The organism is Cytobacillus sp. FSL R5-0569 (assembly GCF_038007265.1).
GTDB lineage: Bacteria > Bacillota > Bacilli > Bacillales > Cytobacillaceae > Cytobacillus > Cytobacillus kochii.
In genome coordinates this window covers 2,053,717-2,076,700 of the sequence record NZ_JBBOWW010000001.1, presented here as the reverse complement: position 1 = coordinate 2,076,700, position 22,984 = coordinate 2,053,717, and the positions used below count along the sequence as shown (strand labels likewise).

Genomic DNA, 22,984 nt, shown 5'->3' with positions numbered 1-22,984 from the left:
CACGTAATTCCTTCTTTGTAAATTGTTCCTACTGAATATAATTTCAACTTTTAACTGAATCCAGATTTAACATCCTGAAATAACTGCTTTGAAATGTATATGTGATTTTATCCTTAGGTCAATTGTTTATTTGATTGACAAATGGATCGCCATTTTTAAACAAAATAAAAAAAGCCTTACTTGGCTTCTACAGTAACTTCTTTTTCTTTTTTTAAGATTTCTAATTGAGCATGGGCTAAATCTAAATCAAGAGTCAGATTCGCAATACGGTTGCTTAATTTAGATATGGTGCTTAATAATACTTTTTCTAATTCTGTTTGCTGGTTTTCATTTGATTTATTCATTATTCCACTCCTTTTAATTCATTTAATTCAGCTTTTAAATTAGCTATTTCAGCTTTCAATTCTTCAATCTCACTTACATTGATTTCGTTATTGTAGATTATATTTCTAATTTCATCATTGTTCTCTTGGGTATTTTTAACGACATACATCAACAGCTTTGATGTATTTATTGACTTAAAATCTTCCGCTGCGACCTGATCTGACCATTCTGCAATCAATCCAATCTGATGATTAGATTTTTCATAATCCCAGTTAAAATAAAATTCTTGAACTTGTAGAGAATCTACTACATCTCGTCCACTTCTATTCATTGGAGTTATGTCTGTTTTATAGGTGTATGAAGACGATTGATCAAACGCACTTGCTTCAACAGGGCGAAAACTATCTGTAGTTCCAGTTCTTGTTACTCTTAATGAACCATTCGAAGAAGGTCTAGCATAAATATGTGTGCTGTTTGTGGAAGGATTTACATCTAAATAATCTCCTTTAAACCCTTCAGCTCTTAATGGCCTCCACACAATTGGATTATTATTAGTCATACCTAAAGAGGTAACATAAACCTCACTATTAACACCGAGGTAAAGATTGTTTCCTGCATTATTACCAATTCCATCAAAGAAACCTTTATACCCTCTTACATTTCGATATATAGGATTATTTGAAGAACCATCTACATAACCTTTATTAACAAATCGAGTTTCATTGTCGGATCCAATATAAGCGTTGGTTGAAGTTGTATTAAATCCCATTCCAAAAAGTATAGCAGCTCGTAAATTACGATACACAACTGATCCATCTTCTTGAGTAAAGCCGGAACTTGTTATTCTAACTTCTCTGTCTGTACCGATATATCCATTAAACCCAGGTCCAAAACGTAGTCCTTGCGCTCTAATCGGTCTATAACTATAGTTTTCTGCAACACCATCAGATGGAATACTATTAACATCAACTATACGTGCTTCATTGTGCTCATCAGGAGCTAAATAAACATTTGAATTACTTGTACCTAGTGCTGCACTGGTCACTAGTAATCGATCAGCTTGGAAACGTATATCTCCTCCATCATTATAGCCGTATAATCCATTAGGACTTAAATACACATACCTCCCATTATTTTGCCTTAGTCGGATATTACCACCGGTGATGTCTAACTGTGTAAGGCCATCGCTAGACCGAAATTGAGACCCATAAATATCAATACCTCGAATAGCTCCTACAGTAATTGCATCAGCGACAATACCTTCATAAGTGATGGCAGAACGATAGGTTTTCCCTCCATCTCGACTAAATCCTAAACCATCAGTATTGAACCTCATATATCCGTTAGGGTTGCTTTGATTAATACCTATGATTTCTCCAGGTAAATACCTAAACAAACTATCCTGATTTCCATTTATAATGTCAGATGCTCTTATAATTGCGTCAGGTAGCCAATCTGTTTGTATCTTTTTCTTTCCGCTTAAAATATCTTGAAAGTCTTTAAGGGTATCGTATTGTTGAGTTTTATACCTACTTGCTATCCCCTCATTACCTAAGACATATTTAACATCAACTCTGTTTCCTTCCCAATCAAAGGTCTCGTCCACTTCCATAACTCTAACTTGTTGATTTAGGTTTAACTTACTTACATAGAGCCAAACTCTATCTCCTTCATCTAGAACATACTCTGGATAGCCATTGTTAGTGAGATCAACAGCATCTATTTCCGTTGAAACATTATAACTATTTTCAACTTGATTTCTTGCTGCTGCTGTTAAAGATTCGGAATCTTTGTAATTACCATCTTTTATGGCTGGACCTTCAATCCTTCCGTATTTAGTTATTAAAGGAGATTCATACTCTACTTCTAACTGGTATTCTGGTTCTTCTACCCCGTCACCTTCAGGCAAATCACCAAATCCTTTTGTCCAAGTATGAAAGCCACTTGCATCAACATTAACGCTAACATTCTTAATGTTTAAATCTTCATGTAACATCACATCCTTGTCACTACCTATTTGGTCATAAATATATACGTTATTACCACGAACTATATATTCACAATTAAAACGGTCAATTCCATATAAGAATCTTTCGGTTTTACTTTGATTATCTTGATATGAGAAAGTGTTGGACAATAGATTGCTTACTAGAAAAAAGTTATATCCTGTACCTTGAAATAAGGTTTCAAAATAAGTACCAGGAGTAAATGACTTATCTTCCACTTTATCCTGCATATAAAATCCATTTAAGTCCACGAAAAAACTTAATACAGCTGTAATTCCTATCGAGATATATTCTCCATCTGCTGCATATCCAGGATTAGTAATCGTATACCATTCACCATCAAATAAAATTTTCCATCCAAATTCGATTTTACTAATAAAATCCTCATTAATTTCAGCATAAACAAATGATATTGTTATTTCTCTTTGACCATTAACCCTTCTTTTTCGATTAACTTGTGCTATTGCGGGATATTCCTTTGATGATAAATCTTTCACTATAATAGCTGTTTGTCCATACATGAATATCACCTCCTTCAAATAAGAAAAGCACCTCAAATTGAGATGCTTTACTGCGCAGTTTGTTCCTGCTGCTCGGTTAATTTGTAATCTCGGATACCTTGATAATTGATCCTAAATGTTTCGTTTGATGCTTCGCTTCCTTTTTTGATTCTGCTTCTATAGTCGTCCATGTAATACCTTCTTTGTTCATTGTACCGACAGCAAATAGTTTCATTCTTCCACCTCTTTATAATGAACTTTTCGTTCTTTATAAAGATTATAATACGATCGTTCAATCGATACAAGAATTAATAATACTGCCTTAATGCTCCACAAACCAAACTCGCCACACGTTTTTTACCCTCGGCTGTCCAGTGCAATCCATCAGTTAAATAAGTGGTTTGATTTTTTTCGTTGTATCCCATATTGTGGTACATATCTATAACAGGAAGGTTGTAAAATTGCCCTATTGCTTTCACATCGTCCCCATAATCCTTTAACCCATTTCTCAATGTGGTTGCCGTTGTATCTGTCCATGCTCTTGGAGGTGTCATAAGGATTATTCGAAGATTAGGGACTCTGGTTAAAAGTCCTTCAATTAGAGTTTGATAAGCCCCTATAAACGTGTTAGTATCGAAGGCTGCCCCAACAGGCTGAATTGTTCCTCTCGTAGCGCTGTTCCCTTGGTCATTCGTACCACCCATGATGGTACACAATTCCGCTGTAGTGGATATATTATCTTTTTCAACCCACATCCCACCAGAACCGGACATTCTGCGCCCAGCAACGGCAGAGTTTGTAATGGTAGGTACAGGATATTGTTTTTGAACTTCTTTCCACCACGATTCTCCTTGTGTTAGACTGTCGCCAATCAAGAACCATTCACCAATGGAAATATCATTTTTGTTGTAGATTGTTCCACCCTTTGCTCCAATTAAATGAACTGGATAAGCAAAAGGGAAAATGGAAGTATTCATAATTCCAAAAAGAACAATGCCCGTGTAATTGCCGATATTCGCTACTGTTACTAACTCGATGGTGTTACTTTTATAGCAAACATAATAAAAAGTCGAAGTACTCATTTCAGCAGAGAAGGTTTTGGTTCCCGCTGCTAGGGTGAAGGCTGCGTTAGTTGTCCAAAGATTCCACGTAGTGAAAGCTATTATTTTGGCTGTAAAATCCACAGTAAAACGTACATTACCTCCAACAACCAAGTTGGAAGCTGTAACTACGTTATTCGTACCACCACTTGAACCTGCGTTCGAAATTGCCTGATCCATTTCAGAAAGCTTAGTTTTAAGCGTTTTGCTTGAATCAACGTATACCGCTTCTGAAACAGAGACGGGATAAACATATTGGTTATTATTATCTTTTAACTTTTTTAATTTTCCTTGCATGTTTTATCCCTCCTTATTTCAATGCCTCATAGTTTTGTGTTAATTCAGCAGTTGTTAATGCACGGTTGTAATAAGCTACATTCTTAAACAACCCTGCTTTTCCGCTTTGACCGATCTTTAATGTTTGCGCTGAAACTTGCCTTACTATATCTGTGGTTAGGATGGACGTTGATGCAACTTGCACATTATCAACATGAATCGTCAATGCTGTTCCTTGACGTTTAAAAGCAAGATGATAATATTTTGTTTTATCGGTGTATGCTGAGGTTGTCGCTTGCGGATTCCACGCGGTTGTTCCGTCTGCTTTTGTTCCGTATAGATTCCCTAAAATAGTATCATTCCATGCCCATTCAAACTTCATGACGTTATCGCTTGCGCCTACTAAGAATCTACTTACCAATAAATTTCCTGCATTTGAGCCGGAAATTACAGGTTGAAAAGTAACCGATAGGGTAAATTCTTCGGTATCGTTAAAATAAGTTTCAGGGTCAGTAATGATTTCTCCGTTTGTTATTCCACTATTTTTAAAGAATATTAACGAAACATCCTGAACATGATTTCCACTAGGTGCTGATTCCTTTATATAAGTTACTGACTGAACAATTGAAGGATTCCCAGCTGTATCCACCGCATAAACCTTAACTGTAGTTGTAGCTGTCAACGTAACTGTAGAAGAATATTGTACCCGTGTTCCAGATGTAACCGGATCGCTGCCATCCACGGTATACCAAATGGTTCCCGTTTCGTTTATGCTCATGTTCACCTTCTGCGTATCGCTAAAGGTTGCCGCAGGTGTAATCGTCAATACAGGTGGTGTCGTATCTGCCGGTGTCTGCCCTGATGTATCAAGCGTATAAGTAACAGTCTGAACCGATGAATTGTTACCTGTCGTATCTCGTGCAAATGCTTTGAGCGTGGTGGTTGCGGTAACGGATAAGGGAGCCGTGTACTTAGTGCTGCTTGTTGTAGGTGTCGAGCCGTTTAGCGTATAAAATATATCGGCTGTTTCATTGACGGATATAAAAACGGTTTTAGTCCCTGTGAAGGGCCCTCCCGCTGTGATCGTGAGAACTGGAGCAGTCGTGTCAGCTGGCGGTGGAGTGTCGGTGTCAATAATAACAGACTCTCCACCAAGCCAATCCTCGAATAAAATTACATTCGAAGGAGCGCCTCCGCCTTCGATAGCCATTACGTTTAGCTTGTCATTAAGCGTTGGATAAGTTCCTTTTGCAACGGTAATTTCTTGGGAAGTTTCTGCTAACTGTGCGGAAAGCCGACTGTTAACTTCTGTTATTATTTCTCCTGATTGTTGAATATCTTCATTTGCTTTCTTTATATTATTATTTAATTCTGCGAAATTATGGTTGAGTTTATTACGTCCATCATCACTTAATGGATTATTTATACTGTATATAGTCATTTGATGTACCTCCTTTTTTAGTAATATTTAAACCTAAAGTCAAAAGTGATGAGGAATTTTGATATTCCTTCAACATTAAAAATGTTATCTCCACTTAAAATAACTGGAAAGTAACGATTAGTTCTTTCTAGGATTGATGTTTCATTCAGTGAAATATAATGCCCGTTAAGAATAATTTTTGCTCCGCTATTTAATGTCCAATTAGATTGCTTATTTGGGTTATACTCAAAACGTTTCCCGATTGCATCTCTTAGAAGAAAATTATTAACTGTCTCTTTCACTTCTATGGTAATTATGCAATGGTTTTTTTCTTGAATTGTTTTAATTGGGACAGAACCAGCATTGTACAAAGTAAATGAGCTACTACTAAATTCATAATTTAACTTGTTAGGTTCAACATCCAAACCCATTCCAAATGACCAATTACCATCAAAATTAATTCCTTTTTGTAAATCAGTACTTTTGAATCGACTGATCCAATATGGTTGCCCAATTATTTTTAACGGAATATCAGCGATAGAATAAGTCTGGCTATTTGGGATTCGGTCAAATTGATAAGAATCAACAACCCTAACCAACATCAGTTTGTTTCCTTGGGTATTCTCCGTGATGTAAAACGAACCTAATTGTTTAAAAAAAGCAAAAACACGATCTCTTTTCAATCGAAAATCTGTCTTGTCTTTCGCTTTTATTCTCGCACTAATATTCATATCTCGACTCGCATCACGAAAACCAGTTTGAATACTTCCTGATAATCCCTGTACATTGTGTTCTGTAACCTCTTGTGCAACAGAAGAAATATTTAGATCTAGTCCTCTTAACCCGTATCCGAGATCATCGATGGGAAGGGGTATTTCTTCAAATTGCTCATTAAAAATTTTAAACATTAAACTGGTGCCACCCTTCCCTTAAAGATTGAATGTTTAGCTTGTTCATTAGCATTATATTTATCGTAAGCTCTACCTATATCCCTTTCTGATAAAACTGGTTTACATTCAATGCTTCGGCTGCTTTGTAATAGTGACATTAAAATTTGATTTTGTTCTAGAACAGCATTCAGCAATTCATTACTTTCGTTTGTATGTGTCCCCACACCAGATAACTGATTAGGACGTTTATTTCCTTGAATCTTTTTACCTGCTAATGCTAACAGTTTCATTGCTGCTGTTCTTTTGCTTGGGTCAGTAGGTATTACATACTCTGGGTAGCCTCCATCAGCTAACTCATACAAACCATGAGTGTTAATTAGTCCACCTGTTTTAAATGCGTTTAATGGATTCAGTCTCACACCATTTTTACGTAACTCATAATGGACATGTGGGCCCGTACTGTTACCTGTGCTTCCAACTAATCCTAATGCTGTTCCTCGTTTTACAGATTGGCCAACTGAAGCTAAGATACGACTCATATGAGCATAGTAATGTTCAAATGCGCCTTGTTTTACTTTGACAAGATTACCAAATCCACCGTTAAAACCATTAGATGCATAAGATACTACACCAGCAGTCTGAGATGGTATTGGTGTACCAGTTGGTGCTGCATAGTCAACTCCACCATGTAATTTCCCCCATCTTTGACCGAAAGGAGATGTGAAAGTAAACCCTGGAAAACTCAACTTACCTGGCACTCCTAAATCTTGCTCTGCTTTGGCAAACATCGATTTAACATAATCAATAGCATTATCTTTAACCATGTTAAAACCACCACGAGCAATCTTACCAACGACATTTGTATTGTCTGGTTTGACTATTCCTAGTGTGTCTAGAGCAATATTTAAGATTTTTGAAGGGTTAGTTGCATAATCCCATATATTTAAAGCAACATCTTTAATTTTATTGATTGCACCACTTATCATTCCACCTGTACCATGAGCATATTTAGGTACATCACCAAGTAATGATTTTGTCTCTTTTGCTGATAATACTTGTGAACCTTTAGGTAAATTCAATAAAGTGTCTTTTGATGGACTCAGCATGGATTTACCATCTGGAGTAGTTATTAACTCTCTACCTGCATTAGAGCCTTTACCATCACCAACGATAGCTAGGCCACCTTTATGACCTTCGGTTCCGTGAGCATATTTAGGTACTTCCCATTCGCTTATGCGTGTTTTAACGCTGAGTTTACCTAATACCCAGTTGACACCACCAATAACACCATTAACTCCCTTACCTAGACCTTCAGCCATTTTATTAGCAACTGATTTTACTCCATCACTAACTTTCCCTGCCATTTTCTTGATACCGCTACCCATTTTTCCAGGTAAAGCCTTAGCACCATCAATTAATTTATTGAAGTTTTTAAGCCCCTCATCTTTGAAACTAGTAAACCAATCCTTTGCTTTACCTACAAAACTCTTAATTCCACCTATTGCAGAATCCCATCCACCTTTTAGTTTTGAACCAAAAGTTTTAACGAATCCCCCAATACCTTTGACAATACGACCAATAAAATATAGCTGAATAAGATTCCATACTAATTCTACAGCGCCAGAAAATATTTGCTTGACACCTTCCCACATCTTTTTAAAATCACCTGTAAATAAACCAGAAAAAACTTTCACCACACCCATAATAATATTAAGTGCTCCTGTTATTACACCTTTAATATTTGTCCATACTGATTGGATAATCGAAAGAATAAAAGGCATCACAAATTGGATGACTGGTAAAATACCTTTTTCAAAAATAAATTTTATAAATTTATAGATGTTTTCCAGTGCAGAGACAATTGAATTTTTATTTTCCTCCCAGAAACCTTTGATAACAGCTAACTGTTCTTTAAAAAAAGATACAACAGCATCAATTGCTGGTTTCAACATCTCAAGCAAGTCTTTACCTAGTTTTTTAAGGTTACCTAAAAGATTGCTTATGCCCAACCTAAAAGTATCAGAATTTTTATAGAGTGTTATAAAACCAGTGCCTAACAAGGTTAATATCCCTATAACAATACCCACCGGTCCGATAAATGCCATTAACCCTAACCTAAGCACTTTAAACAATCCTCCTGCTCTACCTATTGCAGATAGTACAGGTGCAAAACCAGAAACGATGTTACCCAACAAAGCTAAAAAGACTCCACCAAATCCGATAATCGGGCCGAGTGCCATAGCTAAACCTGTAAATTTAATAATAGTTTTTTGTGTTTCGCCATCTAGATTATTAAATTTATCAACGATACCTGTTATAGCTTCAGTGATTTTAGTTGCAATTGGAGTTAAAGTAGTACCTAACTTAGACACAGACTCTTCAAATTTGAAACTAGCTTCACGAGATTTAACAAGCTCTTCGTTGTTTTTACGATAAGCTTCGTTTACATCTGCCAACCCTAATTTTGAAAGTTGTTGTAAAACATAATCTTCCTCTTTACCACTTTTGATAGACTTAGATAGTCCTTTATTAAACTTTTCTAAATCGACTCCAGAACGCTCAAGCATCTCTGCAAAAGGCCCGATTGCTGCTCCAGTTGCCAATGTCTCTTGCAAACCATCTGCCAAACCTTCAATTTTCAAAGTGTCAGAAAACTTGATAGCTGCCCCTGATAAAGCATCCATAGTTTTAATCAATCCGCCTTCACTAAGATCAGTAGCTAACAAGTTTGACACTGCTTCAACGTTGGAGTCAGTTTCATCTGAAATACCTGAAAGACGTTCCATCGCTTCTCTGGCGAAGTCGACACCTTTTCCAGCTTCTTGAGCATTTGTTTCCAGGCGAGCCATGTCACCTCTAAACTCTTCGGTGCCTTTCGTTACAGCTGCGAATCCTGCTACTAGTGGTGCAGTGATAGACATAGACAAATTTTGACCTAAACCTTTTAAACCATTGCCTATTCCACTAATCCTTCTTCCTGATGTTTCCGCTGAGTCTCCTAGCCTTGTCCATCCACTCGCTGCTATCCTCTGCTCTTCCTGCATCCGTGATAATTCTGAAGTATTACGTTCGATACTTCTATTTAAATTATTTAATGCAGCAACTTCTTGGTTGTAGGCTTGAGCAGCTTTTTCAGCTTCACTTGAGCCCTCACCATGTTGCTCAACCATCTTTTGATACCTTTTTCGAGCTTGATCAGTAATCTGACTTTGTACTTGTAACTTACGATTTAATCCATCGATTACAGTTTGATATTTATTTACTGACCTTTCGGCTCGATCAAAACTTGAAAGGTTGGCATTCATCTCGCTGTTGACAGTTTTCAACTTTGATTTAAGGTTTGTTAATCCACTGTCGATTCCCATGGTGTTTAAACCTAAATCAATTGATAAACCTCTAATCCTATCTTGCATGAGTTTACCTCCTTTCCGCTAAAATAAAAAATATTCATCAATTACCACCGAAGGCAGCGATCAATGAATCTTTTTGGGTTGGTTTGTTTTTGTCTTCTAGAATTTGAATAATGAAATGAAAAGGCATATCTAAAATTTGATTAATATCTTTACCAGATTCCATTAGTTCTCTTATTAACGTATCCAAATATTCCTTTTGCTTTGTTGGAGTAAAATCCTCATCTCCTAATGTTTCTTCGCCAGGAACTTTTTTGTTTCATCACTTTGTTTCCCTTGTGCGATAAAAGTAATTTGATTCTCCAACGTTGATATTGCTTCTGGTGCATGTAGTCCATTTAGTAAATCTTCTTTACTAAATTGATTACCATAAATTCTGTTAGTCACAAATTCTAACAATTCGTCAAACTGAGCTTTCTCGGATTCGAATTTGTTTTTTACCATTTTTTCATTTAAATCTACCGCTTCATAGACAATTGAAAATGGAATAAAGTTAGGTGTGAAATATTTCTTTATCTCATATTCCCCGTCTTCTCGTACACCTGTTACTAGTTCAATCATATTTCGTTTAAAAGTTGCCATATTATCTTCTCCTTAGTTCATTAATTTTCTTTTAATTATGCGCATAATTAAAAGAGCAAGCATTACGCTTGCTCTTTGATTAGAGGAATCCCTCTCTTGTTGTTGCTAGTAGTCAATTCTTCAATTCTTTCTTTAGTTACTTTTTTACTCGCTGGCCTTGGATATGGTTTATCTTTTTTATAAACCTTGTTATTATCTTCCAAGTCTGTAAAACCAACCAAAACTGTATATCTAGGTTTTTTATTGCTCATATATTAAGCTCCTTCTGGTGTAGTAATGGCTGTTGGATACGCAACACCAAAAATAGCTTGAAACAGAGCATCTCTTTTTTCGGTTTCACCTTTGACATCTAATCCAAAAATTACTGATTTCTCTTCGTCAAATCCAACAATATGACGATCCATAAATTCTGCTGTGATTTCATCTGAAGTAAACTCAACCCCGCCACCTTTCGTCTGACCACCAATGTTAGGTCTTAAAAAGATTCCCTTTGGTAAACCTACCCACTCTTTTGCTCCATTTGAATGAGTTTTAGCAAATACGCACGCTACATATGGAGGTGTATCGTTAGATCCATAAGCGTATAATCCATTCGATTGAGTCTCTAACCCAAATAAAACTCTACGATCTTCAGCAGGTATCTTGTGGAATGTAGACGACACAGTGATATTCCCTGCGGATGTTGCCATTTCCATTGTTTTGTTATCTCCATAAGCTCTTACAATTTCTTGTGGCATTTCGATATCTATATTTTGTAAACCTGGCAACCTAGTAATAACACCTTCAATAATGCTGACACCTGTTTCATCTAATTTGGCATAATAAAACTCGTCTATACCTGTGCTTGCTTTATACATTTTTTCCATTTTCATTCTCCTTTTTTAATTAAATAAAAAAGACACTAATTGATAGTGTCTAAATCGTCACGATATAAGTTGCCTCTATATCGTCTTGCATCTCGATAAATTTTTTCATCGTATTCGTTGATCCCACCATTTTGTATAAAACCAATATCCCATAAGATATTACCAACTCGTTTAGCTATTTGTTCTGTTTGTTTTCTATCTTTTGACCAAACCTCAACTTGCAGTAAAAAATCGTAACTAAGATAAGTATTATCAGCAAGTGTGCTTGGAGTAGGGACATCTAATGGTTGCAATACAATAAAAGGGTTAGTTACGTCACCTGTTTCAGGATATTCGTAAAATTTAATCCTTCCTTTTACGTGAGTGATGATGAAATCATCTTCGATTAGATGACGATAAACTTTATCTAAAATCTCCATTATAAACCCTTCTTCAACTCTTCTTTGATTACCTTACTATAGGCTTTCTCTGACAATTTTAACGCTCTTGCAACTGCACCTTTACCTCTTGGATTAGGGTTTTTAATTGTTCCCCATTCATTTAAATGAATAATTCGGTAACGATCATGTTCGCCTCTCCATAAAACTTTAATTGTTCTTTCACCATTTTTTATTTCTGGGTCACCTATAGTAATCTCTTTAATAGATTCACCCTTATCCTCAAAAGACTCAAATTGTCTACGTAGCTCTCTCACAAACACCTGAGCGCCACGTAATAAAGCTTTATCGCTAATCCTTTTAAATTCAGATCCGTTTAATTTCTGTTGGATTTCTTTTATAATTCTTGTGTTTCCTCTGATATTTACACTCATATCTCAGTCAACCTACCTATGATAATTATAAAATCTTTATTAGCTAAATCAGGTTTGACACTCTCAATATTGTAATACCTTGGCTCATTACCGTTTTTATAATAAACTGATTCGATTGTAAAGTAGTCCTCGTTGGATGGTACATATTCACCTTGGGTGTCTCTAATTTTAATAGTTAAATCAGTTAATGTACCGTTCGCTTTAGCTACTTCAATATCTTTCATCCAAACAGTGTCCACACTGCAAAAAGCGTTAAATATTACTTCCTTTTTCCTTTCACCAGGCTCTGGGCCATCATTAGGTGTGAACCTATAAAAAGTTATAGGAGTGTTTAAATTTCCTGATGTTGTTCGAGGTGATTTATAATTAAACTTCATTCTTCATCACCTTCAAAGTTAGCTAAGTCAAACCCCAGACTATGTATTTGTGATAAAAAGTTGTCTTCAAAGAATTCAACCGCATCATTATAGGAGTATCGTGCTCTTTCCATTACGAGCTCCTTGCCCAATAAATTCTGATTGATATCAAACTCACCACATTTATCAATCAGGTAAGCATAAGAAAAGGACAACAACCTTTTAAGATTATTGTCCTCTGAGCTATGAGAAATCCTCATTCTTTCTTTAAATTCTGTTAGTAATTCAGTAGTGATGGTCATTTAGCCACCTCCTAATTATGCCCCTTCTGGGACTTCAGGAGATGAAATTCCATCTTCGATTGCCAAATCATAAACAAGTGCAGCATTATTGTCTAATGGTTTACCAGTAGCAAACTGTTTAATAGTGTATAATGTAGCATCTTCCATAGCAAATGTTTCTGTATATTTGTTGAGTTTATACCCACCTGCAATTGCGGCAAGATATTGACCCTTAACAAAGAAAATCACTTTGCCTTCTGGAACAAATTCACTTTCAGCAATCGTAGGATTAAATGGTAAATTAGTTACATAAACACCATTTGCATTTTGAACAGTTGCTGATGCCTGAATATCAAAATTGTCAAAAGGATTCACAACCATAACCACTTTACCTGCAACTTTACGGGCTTTTCCTTTCTCATTAGCAGATAGCTTCTTAATTACATTTTTCAATTCAACAATCGTTTTACGCCCTGGTTCAAATGTCAAGGTTCCTGAAGAAGCTTTATCAGGATATACTCCGTTTTGTACTGCCCCGTTAAGGTCTTTAATCAAGCCAATAGGCTCATCTTTCCCTGTGCCTAATACAAAACCTCTTTCTAGTCCAACAGAAATAAGTTCAACTGTAACAACACGTGAGTATCTTTCAACCCATTTCGGCCCGAGTTCCAACATATCATTCGGCATAACAAGAAATCCAGTTAACTTATTTTGAGTAATCTTTTCTTCGTCAAAGTTTGTTGAAATTTGACCTGCGATACCGCCCATTAATTTACCCCATACTGCGCTTCCAGATGGATCAGATGTGATAATCCTTGTTACTGCTCCTAAATCTTGTAATCCAAGCTCTGATAACAATGGATGTTCGGTAGTTAAATCTTCAAAAATTCTTTCTTGAGTTGATTCTGGTAGGATGGATTCGTCATCAAATCCACCTTTGTCAATCACATTCTGAAAGAATCTTGTTTCTTCCGATGTTAAGACATGTTGTCCTCTGTTTTGCAGAATAGATCGATCCATCATCTCAGAATTCACTTCAGAACGAATTGAATTTGACACTTCTGTTTGTAATGCTTCTAAATAAGTTTCTAATGCTTTGGTTTGTTCTTGTTCAGTTCCACCGTTTAATGAGTCAGCAAAAGCTTTCTTTGCATTTTTAAAGTCGTCTGTTTTGTTAAATTTAATAGTCATATTTATTTACCATCCTTTTATTATAAATTTAAAAAGAGCTTACTCAGATTCTGTTTTTTAACAACAGGTTCCTGAATAGGCTCTTTTGGTTCGATTTTATTTTTCAGTTGTTTTAATTCATTTTGGAGATTGTTGATTGTTGCTTTTAGTTCATTTACTACTTCATTGTCTAACGCTTCATCTTCTATTTTATCGGCTAAACCAGCATCAATCGCTTCAGATGCAGTAAGCCAAGTTTCTTTAACAATCTTTTCATCAATTTCTTCTCTTGTTCCTGTGAAGCGAGTCATATAAATATCAGCGATAGATTTATCGATACTTTCCAATGCATTAAGAGTTTTTGTGATATCTGTTTTAGTGCCATAAGCATAGGTAGAGCCTTCATGTATCATCATTATTGACCCAGTATTCATGATGATTTTATCGCCAGACATTGCGATAATAGAAGCAGCACTAGCAGCGATACCATCAATATGTATTGTTACATTAGCTTCGTGATTTTTTAAGATATTATAGATACTAATACCGTCAAATACATCTCCACCATAAGAGTTAATATGTACTTCAATATTGTTTGTAGTGATATCTTTTAATGTAGACTCAACACTTTTAGCTGTGATTGAATCATACCACCAGGACTCCCCAATGTCCCCATACATAGTAAGTTTTGTTACATCTTCACTTACAGCTTCAGCCTTAAATACCTTTTCGATTTCAGGTAGTTTATTATACTTTTCATTTTTAAATCTTTTCACTTTCTCCTTCACCCCCTTTCATCATATCAATTAACTCTTGATAGTTTTTAGTAATAAAATACATATCCATCATAGGATCATCCACCCTCTCTCTGCCTATTAATTCCAGTAAATCATTACCAGTAAATAAACCAGATGCTCTCAACTTATCTAGATTATTAGCTTCATCAAATACGTCAACCATATTTGGTCTCATAATCTCGACTCGTTTACCTTGTAGATAATCTGATTTACCAATAAACTTATGATTTAACTCATCTTTAAAAAGTTTTAAGATAGGGGATATACAACCACTGCTGTAGAGTGCTTTAATCTTTTCAACGTCTGTTACAGACCCATTTAGCATTCCAATTGGAATTCCTAATGCTTTAGCAACCTGCTCAATATAGCCTTCTAACGCTTTACCAACTTCATCTACACTTGAATTTGCTTTGTTCTCAATTTCGTTGTAGGCGACACCTTTTTGCAATGGAAATACAGCACTTGTTTTTTCTTCAAAACCCTTGACCAACTTTTTAACATAGTTTTGCATTTTCCCCATAGTTCCCTCAGACTTATCATTTACCTGAGACATGTCAAACGCTCCCCTAATTTGAGCTTTTCGAAATTGTGCTTTAAGCATCCAGCCAAATAAATCTCCATAGTCTGCAAACAAACTGTCTAAGATTGGTCTGATTTTTTCGTTGGAGTATTCAAAGTAGATAACTTCACTCGTCTTAAAATTACGAGTGACTTTATAGTCCCCTCTTACCACAACATCTTTAAATGTGTCATCAAGGTATTCATACTCAACTCGAGTAAAATCATCCGCTATTAATAAATCATCAGTGTCTGATTTGATAATTAAACACTCATTATCATAAATAAGTTTATAAATCACAGTTTGCCAGAAAAGTGTTGCTGCCTGATTAGGGTTGGGTCTAACATTCAACTTATAATAAAAGTCATCCTTTAAGACTTCCTTATTATCTTTTATATAAAACTCCGCTTGGCTAATTGTGCGAGCTATTGTGTTTATACAGACATCAATAGCAAACTTTTTAAGATACGCTCGATTAGCTAAATGCATCGGAAAGTCATCCATATCATAGATAAAAATCGCATCGGGATTTTCCCCTTTTGCTTCCCTAAAGTAATCTAACCAACTCATTTTGCACCTCCTTTCTAAAAATCGAAGTCGTCTAGGATGAAATCACCACTCGCATCATCTAATTCGTTTGCACGATACAGAGCATGAATAAAAGCCTGAAATCCATCGGTTTTACGTCTTACTTCTTCTTTTTTTAAAAACTGTTTTCCATTTTGAGTTTCCTTTACATAAACATTGTTTGTAAACCAACGCATCAATGGGTTATCGCCAAAGATGAATTTATGATTCGCAAATCCATCTTCCACTCTAGGCGCTAATAAGGGATGGATATTTGATGGTCTACGTATCTCTTCAACTTCAAAACCTTCTTCCTCTAAAAGAGGTCTGAGTATGTCAAGCTTATAATTGTCAGCAATAATCTTATCGACACCATATTCTTCACGCATTTCTACAAACCAATTGACTATATGCATAGGACTAAGAGATGGTTCATCGATTACTTTCATTAATCCGTCTTTTTCCCATTTCTTTATTGGTGCTTTCTTCTCGCTACCGAATTCATTGGCTGTATTTGAATAGCCATAATGGACATCACAGAAATGTTTAATCGCATATGTAAAAGATTTAAATGCATATTCATCACCTTTTTTAAATAAAAGCCCGCATGTTGCAAAGTCTCTAACACTACCAAAGTCCAATGATCCTATCGGCTTTGTGTCCAATTTAAAAAATGGCCTATTAGTTGCCATTATCTCTTCATATGAAGCAACTGAATTTTCCATATTGTCTTCAATGAAGTTCATGCGTTTTGTTACAAAAGCTGATCTTCCCGATGGATTGTGTGATAGTTTTTTATATTCCTTTTGCATTGTGTTAAATAATCTTTTGCCACGTTTATTTAATGGTTGTTGCAGTGCGGGATTAGCTTTTACCCAATTATCAGGATTATCCATTTCTTCTAGGTCATCCAACTCACAAATGTATGGGAATACACCAGCAAATTCAGTTAGGCCATTTAGGATATCTTCACATTCTCGATACTTTACATCAAAAAATCCTTCTCTAACAAATCCTTTTGTCCCAATGAAAAATTGTCTACCGCAGTCTACTTTACCGATACCACCTGAAAATACATCGACAATTTCACTCGTTTCCATTTCGTGGTATTCATCATAGATGACTGTACCTTCTCGCCCACCATCTTGAGAGCTAGCATTAGATGACTTATATTCAAATACTGATTGAGTGGATAATCCAGTGATACTACTTTTATAAGCTTCGAATTCTTCTTGTAAATCCTCATTTTCTTTTTTATTGATGACTCTAAAGCATTCCATAAAGCTTCTCTTTGCCTGCTTTTCTGAGTTGGCAACAATTGAAACATCATAAAAATCAATCCCATGTAAGGGACTAATAAAATAGTTGGCTAATGTGGAGATAAATCCGTTTTTACCACCACCTCGCCCCATATTGATAACAAATTCGTCAAAAACAAGTTCTTTATCTTCTTTTTTAAATAAAAAAATGAATGGGGTTATAAACTTCTCCCATTCATCTAATTCAAAGTACCATAATTCGCTAAATTCTATGTAATTTTCAATTTGTTTATTGTCAAAATAATAAAGATCATCTCTAGGTAATATATGTTTTTCAATCAAAGCAATTAATAGGATTCTTTTTTTATTTAATATAAGCTTGCCACATTTCCATTTTTTTATATAATCATCTATGTATTTATTTTGTAACATAAGCTATCCACGTAACAATTTAGATTTTCTATTTTTCTCTGGCTTTGGCAACAATTCCGTTAATTGCTTGATGATAGATTGATAGGTTTTATCTCGATTATCATAGTTTTCTACTATTGGTCTTTTGCGATCATATGGTATTTGATTTTCACTTTGCTTAAACTTTTCATACTCCCCATTTTCTAGGATGTCTTTCCAGTTGTCATCTAACAAAATTCTTAACCTTGCAGCTTGAGTGATTAACCCTTCTGTTACATCCAGTTGAATTTTCGGGATATCTTTAAATAATCCTTTTAACCTTTCAATCTCTGACCCAACTCTATTTTCCATGTCATCTATTCTATCGTTTAGCAAATAAAGTACAGACACATCCAACGCTTTTGCTATTTTTACCAAAACATCTAAACTTGGAGAGTTGTCCCCTCTTTCGATATTAGAGTAATAATTAGTTGATATACCTGCTTTTCTTGCAAATTCAACCTGTGTAAACCCTTTTTCTTTTCGTTTTTCACGCATTCTAAAACCAACTTTTTGCTTGTCCAAATTAATCACCTTCTTTCTGCACTATCCAGATGGGGGGAGGGGGTATATTTCGATGAGATAACTGCTAAATTGACCCCCCATACCGTTCCCTTGTATAGTATAGAAACGATTTTTATTGACCGGGGGTATCGACTGATAATCTTGTTAATGCTTCTACAAATTTATTTTCTTCTTTTTTTAATTTGGTTATTTCATCGGTTGTTTTACGAATGTTTGCTGCACACTCTAATAGGTCTTCTTCAAGATATCCTTTTAACTCTCTGACTCGTTCCAATCTTAGAGTCAATAACTCTTTAACCTGTTCCATCTATTCATCAACCTTTTTCACATAATTTAATATTGTTGGCATCCCACACTTGGTACACGTTCTTGCATCTGGACACTTATTATCCACTTGAATATAACTACAATTCTTATCAATACACTTATGTTTGGCACGCTTATACTTCATCTCTTCACCACATCTCATCATCCCACTTAGGCTTCTTTCTCTTCCATCCTTGAAATCTATTATGTTTGCGATTATGACACTTGATACAAAGCGCCTCTAGATTATCCATATCAATAGCTTCCTCGTATGTACAATCTTCTAAGTCCTTAATGTGATCTACATCTAATCGCTTATGCTTATCAGGATTGTGCTTATCTGTAAACACATTACCTTGTCGCTTACACTCTTGACATTCATAATTATCTCTCTCTAATACATCTTGTCTAACTCTAAGCCAATCCTTATTTCTTTTGTAGAAATTGACTCTTACTTCTTTTTGCTTAAAGTCCACGCAAATCAGACCCTATCAATAGCTTTACATAAATCCTGAAATACCGCATATTTATCAGCCATTTAATTCACCTAATACACTCTGTAAATCTTCATTAATTTTGCTTTTAATTTCACCATAACTTGGTAACTCACCATCATCACAATGGATTATAGTCTCACCTTTTAGATACGTATTACCTACTAATACTCCAAACTTAACGGATACATTCGTTAAAATAGTTGCTTCTACGCCACCATTACTATAAGCATCAACATACTCTGGATATATTCCTGTAATTTTTATCATTACTTAATCTCCCCTTTACAATAATAAAAAAATAAAAAAGAGTGTTACCATACTGGCAATAGCCAGCGATACACTCTTTAGTCTAAACTCTTCTTTTTCGTTATTCGCCAATGCAGCTACACTACTTAAAAACAAAATTACAATTAAAAAAATAATAAACGTTGTTAACACTGATAAAACACTCCCTTAAATTTCAATCCCTAAAATTCCTTCCACTAACAATAATACTATCGAAGCAGGATGAGTCTTATAGAAAACCTCCAAATGGGTGAAGAAATATTTATTATCCAAAAAATGTTCCACAATAAATGACCACATATTCCTATATACCATTAATTCCCACGATGCTATTCTAGTAAGGAAGGATTTATCCCCCTTTTTCCTTTGCAAATCTTTTTAACAGTTCCCCAAAGGAGCTGTTTTTCTTTACTATTAAAATAAAAAACCTCCAACGCAGGGGAAGGAGGGTCTTGATTATTATGGTCAATTCATGTCTAAATTGAATTGATCTAATAACTAATTAGTAATATGTAATTCTATTAATTTATCAGAGTCACTTTTTTGAGTTTTTCTTTCTTCTGTTTTCCATTAACTTTTGATTTTTTAACGCTCTTTCTATAAACTTTTGCGCTGCTTTACCTTTTAATGGTTCAGATTTTTTTTGTTTCATAAAAATAGCTCACCTCACTAATTAATATTAGTGAATAGTGAGCTTTATGACATATTTAACTAGCCTCTTCTTCAAAATATGCTTCAACAATGCTGTCATCATATAAATCCATAAACATGTAAACTAGTCCTTCTTTATTGCTTACCCTTGATTCTTCTTCTATCATGGAGATGAATCCACGCTTTGTATACCATTCTACTTTTTCGATTAATGAATCGAGAGTGACAAACCTTTCATTTGCAGAAATGGCTATATCGATAATCTTGGAAATGATTTTCGTCCCAATACCATTATCTTGACAATCCTTTTTTACAGCCAGTCTGGCAATATCTAGACTATATTCATAATCTAACTCTTCAATCTCAGAGGAGTCGGCGTCAGAGATGTCAACCTCAATATTTAACTTTTGTTTCTTTAGAGTGAAGAAACCAACCAATTCATTTTTTAAAAATACAAGGTTGGTGCTCGAGGTAAAACCAATAGTATCGTAGTATGCATCTTGTTTTAGATAGTTTTCCATACTGGTGTTACCACATTTAAAACTTTTAAGGATACTGTGATCTGACTCATTTATTAGTCTAATATCTATATTATCTAGTTGATTGAAGTTGCTGTCTACGACCATTTTCTCTTCTTTGCTTTCTAAGTTTCATTAACTCTTCATTTCTTTTAACTAAATTTAAAAATCTTTCAGCATCTTTTCCTTTTACAGTTGGACGTTCACGCATGCTTACTGCCATATTAATCCCTCCTAGGAAACTATTTCTTTATTACTATTACCCTAATTATACACAAAACTATCTTTAATGGAATATATTTCTACTAGAATTACAATATTTATTTAATATTATGGACTAGTTATAAAACTTTCATTTTATTGGATTTATCGGCAAACTATAATTTATTTCCCAGTAATCAAAGTACCGCCTAAACCAATATAATTAATCTCATCTAACCCCTCGAACTCACAATGCTTTCTTTTGTCCTGAACAATCTTTTTTACAAGTTCTAAGCCTGCCTTATCGGCTTCTAAGAAGGATTTTTCTGTTGTAATTACTTTCGTATCAACATCATACGTTGTATTAGTTCTAGTACTTTTAAGTGTAGCTTTTACTTGCCATATGTGGATGTATTGCAATGCCTCCACTCTCCTCTTTATTAGGTCAATTCCTATTTTTTTATTGGTGACACCTTGTATGTTATGTATTAAATTAAGCCTTTACTTTGCTTAGTGTATCCCTTTAAGTTGTATTGCACCGTCTGCCATACACAACCAAACTCTTCGGCCATAATTTTATAAAACTCAATCTTTTTACCGTCCCAGTTTTTAAACGCTTCAATGATAAATTTTAAATCTTCATCACTTAATCTTGTGCTCTTTTTCTTTTCAGTAATAAATGAATGGTTTTTCTTTTTACTGAGAAGCTGGAGATTGTTAAAATTGTTATCACATTTCTCCTTGTTACGATGATCAATCTCTAGGTTTTTTGATTGCCACCAATCGATAGGAAACTCTATTGCTGCTGACATAATAAGCTTATGTACTGCCACTGGTTTACCTTCACCATTGTCGTCAACAAGCCAGTTATAAACGTATCCTACATCATTTACAGTAGGCTTTAACCACTTAACTAACTTTTTACTGTAGATAAGACCCCGTTCAATATCTGCTAAATACATGCTGTATCCTGGTATTTCTTTTATTGTCGATTTGTTCATTTTTTGCTCTCCCTTTATCTTTAAATAAAATAAGACCCAGCTATATCAGCTGAGTCCAAATATGTATGTATGCACTTTCTTTTATTTACTCTCTTTAAGTATGTAATCAATCAAACTTTTAAAATCCCAACCAAACTCATCCATAATTAGACCAACAATCCTATCTTGATTGTAATCATCTAATTTGTCATAGGTATCATTAAAGATACTTGTGTATACTGATTTACCTTTAGATATGTCTTCTACTGCTTCGCATAAATGTTTTGTGGCTTCATCATCTTCAAAAAAGACATCCTTAAACGTTAACCTAACCATCATTTAGCACATGCTGCCGATCTATATCTCATATTTTCAACATTTACTCTGACCATCTCTCTAATTCGCACATACTCCTGTGCCAATCCTGCCTGACCATTATTGTTAAAACGGTCAATATTAGCGTTTAGATAATCAACTAATAAATCCCTAATATCAGCCATTGAGGTTATATGGTCTTTATACTTTTTATTGCCATGTCTCGCCTTATGTGAGCGTTTATAAGCTAACCGAGTCTTTTTATCTCGATGGTAATCTAAAAATTGTTCTACAAGGTCATACAGCTTTGATACGTTGTAGTAATCTAAATTAGCGATAAAAGTATCTACATTAAATAACACTTGCTCATGTGTTGCGTTATCGGATACAACAACACCGTTTAAACGCAATTCTTCAATTATAGTACTAACCCAATCAAAAAAATCATCTGCTTTTTCCGTTCTCGCTCTTCGGCAGATTTCCATTATTCCTCGAGCATTATATAAAATAGTACTATAAAGCTTTTTATCAGTACCTTCCACTTTGGCAGTAACTGCTTTATCAATAAATCTCTCCTTATACTTATGGTTAATTTTATCGATAGCGTTTTGAGGATCACTATATCCTAACCCTTCACCAATTTGCTTTCTGGTTGCATAAATTTCTTTGTTTACATCCATGTAAAAATCCATAACTAAATTACTAAACTGTGCTTGCTTTACTAATTTTAATTCCATTTTTCTTCCTCCAACATTTTAAATTTTTGGAGGGAATCTCACCCCTCCTATAGTCTCTGTTAGAGGTCTATCTCACGACAGTCCAAGCAGGCTATTTTCACTTCCTGCAAATTTTCTCTGTTATTAACTCCCTCCCTAAAATAGAGGGCGTGTCATCACGACATGGCATTTAATCCTCAATCAACCACCCGTACAAAATAGAAGGGAGAGTTACTAAATTACACAGGTGATTGATGCAAGATTAAATTTTAAATAAAACAAAAAAACAGAGATAGCCGATAAGACTAACTCTGTTACTATAAAAAGGAAGTAGCCATGATATTTGTACTTGAGCTTTTTCTTCCT

General features: G+C 34.9%; 29 protein-coding genes and 1 pseudogene. All 30 read right to left on the bottom strand.

Annotated features, from left to right (window positions below; translation table 11 throughout):
• Window positions 1–176 precede the first annotated feature (176 nt).
• The 30 genes and pseudogenes from MKX78_RS10805 to MKX78_RS10660 all read right to left on the bottom strand — a co-directional run bounded on the left by MKX78_RS10805 (window position 177) and on the right by MKX78_RS10660 (window position 22,639).
• Window positions 177–344 carry a hypothetical protein gene (locus MKX78_RS10805; protein ID WP_341050868.1) on the bottom strand — a complete coding sequence of 56 codons (168 nt, stop codon included), beginning with the start codon at window positions 342–344 and terminating at the stop codon, window positions 177–179.
• Complete coding sequence (locus MKX78_RS10800; RefSeq protein ID WP_341050866.1) at window positions 344–2,851, bottom strand: phage tail protein; 2,508 nt, start codon at window positions 2,849–2,851, stop codon at window positions 344–346. Before MKX78_RS10800 ends, MKX78_RS10805 begins: the two co-directional genes overlap by 1 nt.
• Before the next feature lie 76 nt (window positions 2,852–2,927).
• Window positions 2,928–3,065, bottom strand: coding sequence for a hypothetical protein (locus tag MKX78_RS10795; RefSeq protein WP_341050864.1), 138 nt, complete (start codon window positions 3,063–3,065; stop codon window positions 2,928–2,930).
• A 73-nt stretch (window positions 3,066–3,138) separates the two neighbouring features.
• A complete protein-coding gene (locus MKX78_RS10790; protein ID WP_341050862.1) occupies window positions 3,139–4,227 on the bottom strand; it encodes an SGNH/GDSL hydrolase family protein in 1,089 nt (362 codons plus the stop codon).
• A 13-nt stretch (window positions 4,228–4,240) separates the two neighbouring features.
• Window positions 4,241–5,647 (bottom strand): chitobiase/beta-hexosaminidase C-terminal domain-containing protein, encoded by a 1,407-nt coding sequence (locus MKX78_RS10785; RefSeq protein ID WP_341050859.1) that lies wholly within the window; start codon window positions 5,645–5,647, stop codon window positions 4,241–4,243.
• A gap of 17 nt (window positions 5,648–5,664) precedes the next feature.
• Window positions 5,665–6,534, bottom strand: coding sequence for a phage tail domain-containing protein (locus tag MKX78_RS10780; RefSeq protein WP_341050856.1), 870 nt, complete (start codon window positions 6,532–6,534; stop codon window positions 5,665–5,667).
• A complete protein-coding gene (locus MKX78_RS10775; protein WP_341050854.1) occupies window positions 6,534–9,929 on the bottom strand; it encodes a peptidoglycan DD-metalloendopeptidase family protein in 3,396 nt (1,131 codons plus the stop codon). The genes MKX78_RS10780 and MKX78_RS10775 overlap by 1 nt, the downstream gene beginning before the upstream one ends.
• Before the next feature lie 37 nt (window positions 9,930–9,966).
• Window positions 9,967–10,116, bottom strand: coding sequence for a phage tail assembly chaperone GT (gpGT, locus tag MKX78_RS10770; protein WP_341050852.1), 150 nt, complete (start codon window positions 10,114–10,116; stop codon window positions 9,967–9,969).
• Window positions 10,117–10,154: 38 nt separating this feature from the next.
• Entirely contained in the window at window positions 10,155–10,508 is a 354-nt protein-coding gene (gene gpG, locus MKX78_RS10765; protein WP_341050850.1) for a phage tail assembly chaperone G, read from the bottom strand.
• A 62-nt stretch (window positions 10,509–10,570) separates the two neighbouring features.
• Window positions 10,571–10,759: a hypothetical protein gene (locus tag MKX78_RS10760; protein WP_341050848.1), complete on the bottom strand. Its 189-nt coding sequence runs from the start codon at window positions 10,757–10,759 to the stop codon at window positions 10,571–10,573.
• 3 nt (window positions 10,760–10,762) lie between these two features.
• On the bottom strand, window positions 10,763–11,374 hold the full coding sequence (locus MKX78_RS10755) for a major tail protein (RefSeq protein ID WP_341050847.1): 612 nt from the start codon (window positions 11,372–11,374) through the stop codon (window positions 10,763–10,765).
• A 35-nt stretch (window positions 11,375–11,409) separates the two neighbouring features.
• Window positions 11,410–11,793 (bottom strand): tail completion protein gp17, encoded by a 384-nt coding sequence (locus tag MKX78_RS10750; RefSeq protein WP_341050845.1) that lies wholly within the window; start codon window positions 11,791–11,793, stop codon window positions 11,410–11,412.
• Complete coding sequence (locus tag MKX78_RS10745; RefSeq protein ID WP_341050844.1) at window positions 11,793–12,185, bottom strand: hypothetical protein; 393 nt, start codon at window positions 12,183–12,185, stop codon at window positions 11,793–11,795. Before MKX78_RS10745 ends, MKX78_RS10750 begins: the two co-directional genes overlap by 1 nt.
• Window positions 12,182–12,562 (bottom strand): phage head-tail adapter protein, encoded by a 381-nt coding sequence (locus MKX78_RS10740; protein WP_341050841.1) that lies wholly within the window; start codon window positions 12,560–12,562, stop codon window positions 12,182–12,184. Before MKX78_RS10740 ends, MKX78_RS10745 begins: the two co-directional genes overlap by 4 nt.
• A complete protein-coding gene (locus MKX78_RS10735; RefSeq protein WP_341050839.1) occupies window positions 12,559–12,843 on the bottom strand; it encodes a phage gp6-like head-tail connector protein in 285 nt (94 codons plus the stop codon). Before MKX78_RS10735 ends, MKX78_RS10740 begins: the two co-directional genes overlap by 4 nt.
• 15 nt (window positions 12,844–12,858) lie before the next feature.
• Window positions 12,859–14,013 carry a phage major capsid protein gene (locus tag MKX78_RS10730; protein ID WP_341050836.1) on the bottom strand — a complete coding sequence of 385 codons (1,155 nt, stop codon included), beginning with the start codon at window positions 14,011–14,013 and terminating at the stop codon, window positions 12,859–12,861.
• Window positions 14,014–14,033: 20 nt separating this feature from the next.
• Complete coding sequence (locus MKX78_RS10725) at window positions 14,034–14,768, bottom strand: head maturation protease, ClpP-related (RefSeq protein ID WP_341050834.1); 735 nt, start codon at window positions 14,766–14,768, stop codon at window positions 14,034–14,036.
• Window positions 14,755–15,918, bottom strand: a complete 1,164-nt coding sequence (locus MKX78_RS10720; RefSeq protein WP_341050832.1) for a phage portal protein — start codon at window positions 15,916–15,918, stop codon at window positions 14,755–14,757. Before MKX78_RS10720 ends, MKX78_RS10725 begins: the two co-directional genes overlap by 14 nt.
• Window positions 15,919–15,932: 14 nt before the next feature.
• The gene (locus MKX78_RS10715; RefSeq protein ID WP_341050830.1) at window positions 15,933–17,606 is read right to left on the bottom strand and encodes a terminase large subunit domain-containing protein; all 1,674 of its coding nucleotides are present in this window, start codon (window positions 17,604–17,606) and stop codon (window positions 15,933–15,935) included.
• Window positions 17,607–17,609: 3 nt separating this feature from the next.
• Window positions 17,610–17,936, bottom strand: coding sequence for a hypothetical protein (locus MKX78_RS10710; protein ID WP_341052738.1), 327 nt, complete (start codon window positions 17,934–17,936; stop codon window positions 17,610–17,612).
• Window positions 17,937–17,963: 27 nt separating this feature from the next.
• A pseudogene (locus tag MKX78_RS10705) lies at window positions 17,964–18,122 on the bottom strand (helix-turn-helix domain-containing protein); the annotation flags it as partial.
• A gap of 139 nt (window positions 18,123–18,261) precedes the next feature.
• Window positions 18,262–18,456 (bottom strand): hypothetical protein, encoded by a 195-nt coding sequence (locus MKX78_RS10700; RefSeq protein WP_341050828.1) that lies wholly within the window; start codon window positions 18,454–18,456, stop codon window positions 18,262–18,264.
• A 148-nt stretch (window positions 18,457–18,604) separates the two neighbouring features.
• On the bottom strand, window positions 18,605–18,931 hold the full coding sequence (locus MKX78_RS10695) for an HNH endonuclease (protein ID WP_341050826.1): 327 nt from the start codon (window positions 18,929–18,931) through the stop codon (window positions 18,605–18,607).
• A gap of 54 nt (window positions 18,932–18,985) precedes the next feature.
• Window positions 18,986–19,219 (bottom strand): hypothetical protein, encoded by a 234-nt coding sequence (locus MKX78_RS10690; RefSeq protein WP_341050824.1) that lies wholly within the window; start codon window positions 19,217–19,219, stop codon window positions 18,986–18,988.
• 725 nt (window positions 19,220–19,944) lie between these two features.
• Window positions 19,945–20,409, bottom strand: coding sequence for a GNAT family N-acetyltransferase (locus MKX78_RS10685; RefSeq protein WP_341050822.1), 465 nt, complete (start codon window positions 20,407–20,409; stop codon window positions 19,945–19,947).
• Window positions 20,410–20,479: 70 nt separating this feature from the next.
• On the bottom strand, window positions 20,480–20,629 hold the full coding sequence (locus MKX78_RS10680) for a hypothetical protein (protein ID WP_341050819.1): 150 nt from the start codon (window positions 20,627–20,629) through the stop codon (window positions 20,480–20,482).
• 161 nt (window positions 20,630–20,790) lie between these two features.
• A complete protein-coding gene (locus tag MKX78_RS10675) occupies window positions 20,791–21,027 on the bottom strand; it encodes a hypothetical protein (protein WP_341050816.1) in 237 nt (78 codons plus the stop codon).
• A 68-nt stretch (window positions 21,028–21,095) separates the two neighbouring features.
• Window positions 21,096–21,608, bottom strand: a complete 513-nt coding sequence (locus MKX78_RS10670; RefSeq protein WP_341050813.1) for an HNH endonuclease — start codon at window positions 21,606–21,608, stop codon at window positions 21,096–21,098.
• Between the two features lie 81 nt (window positions 21,609–21,689).
• The gene (locus MKX78_RS10665; protein ID WP_341050809.1) at window positions 21,690–21,926 is read right to left on the bottom strand and encodes a hypothetical protein; all 237 of its coding nucleotides are present in this window, start codon (window positions 21,924–21,926) and stop codon (window positions 21,690–21,692) included.
• The gene (locus MKX78_RS10660; RefSeq protein WP_341050807.1) at window positions 21,923–22,639 is read right to left on the bottom strand and encodes a BRO family protein; all 717 of its coding nucleotides are present in this window, start codon (window positions 22,637–22,639) and stop codon (window positions 21,923–21,925) included. Before MKX78_RS10660 ends, MKX78_RS10665 begins: the two co-directional genes overlap by 4 nt.
• Window positions 22,640–22,984 lie beyond the last annotated feature (345 nt).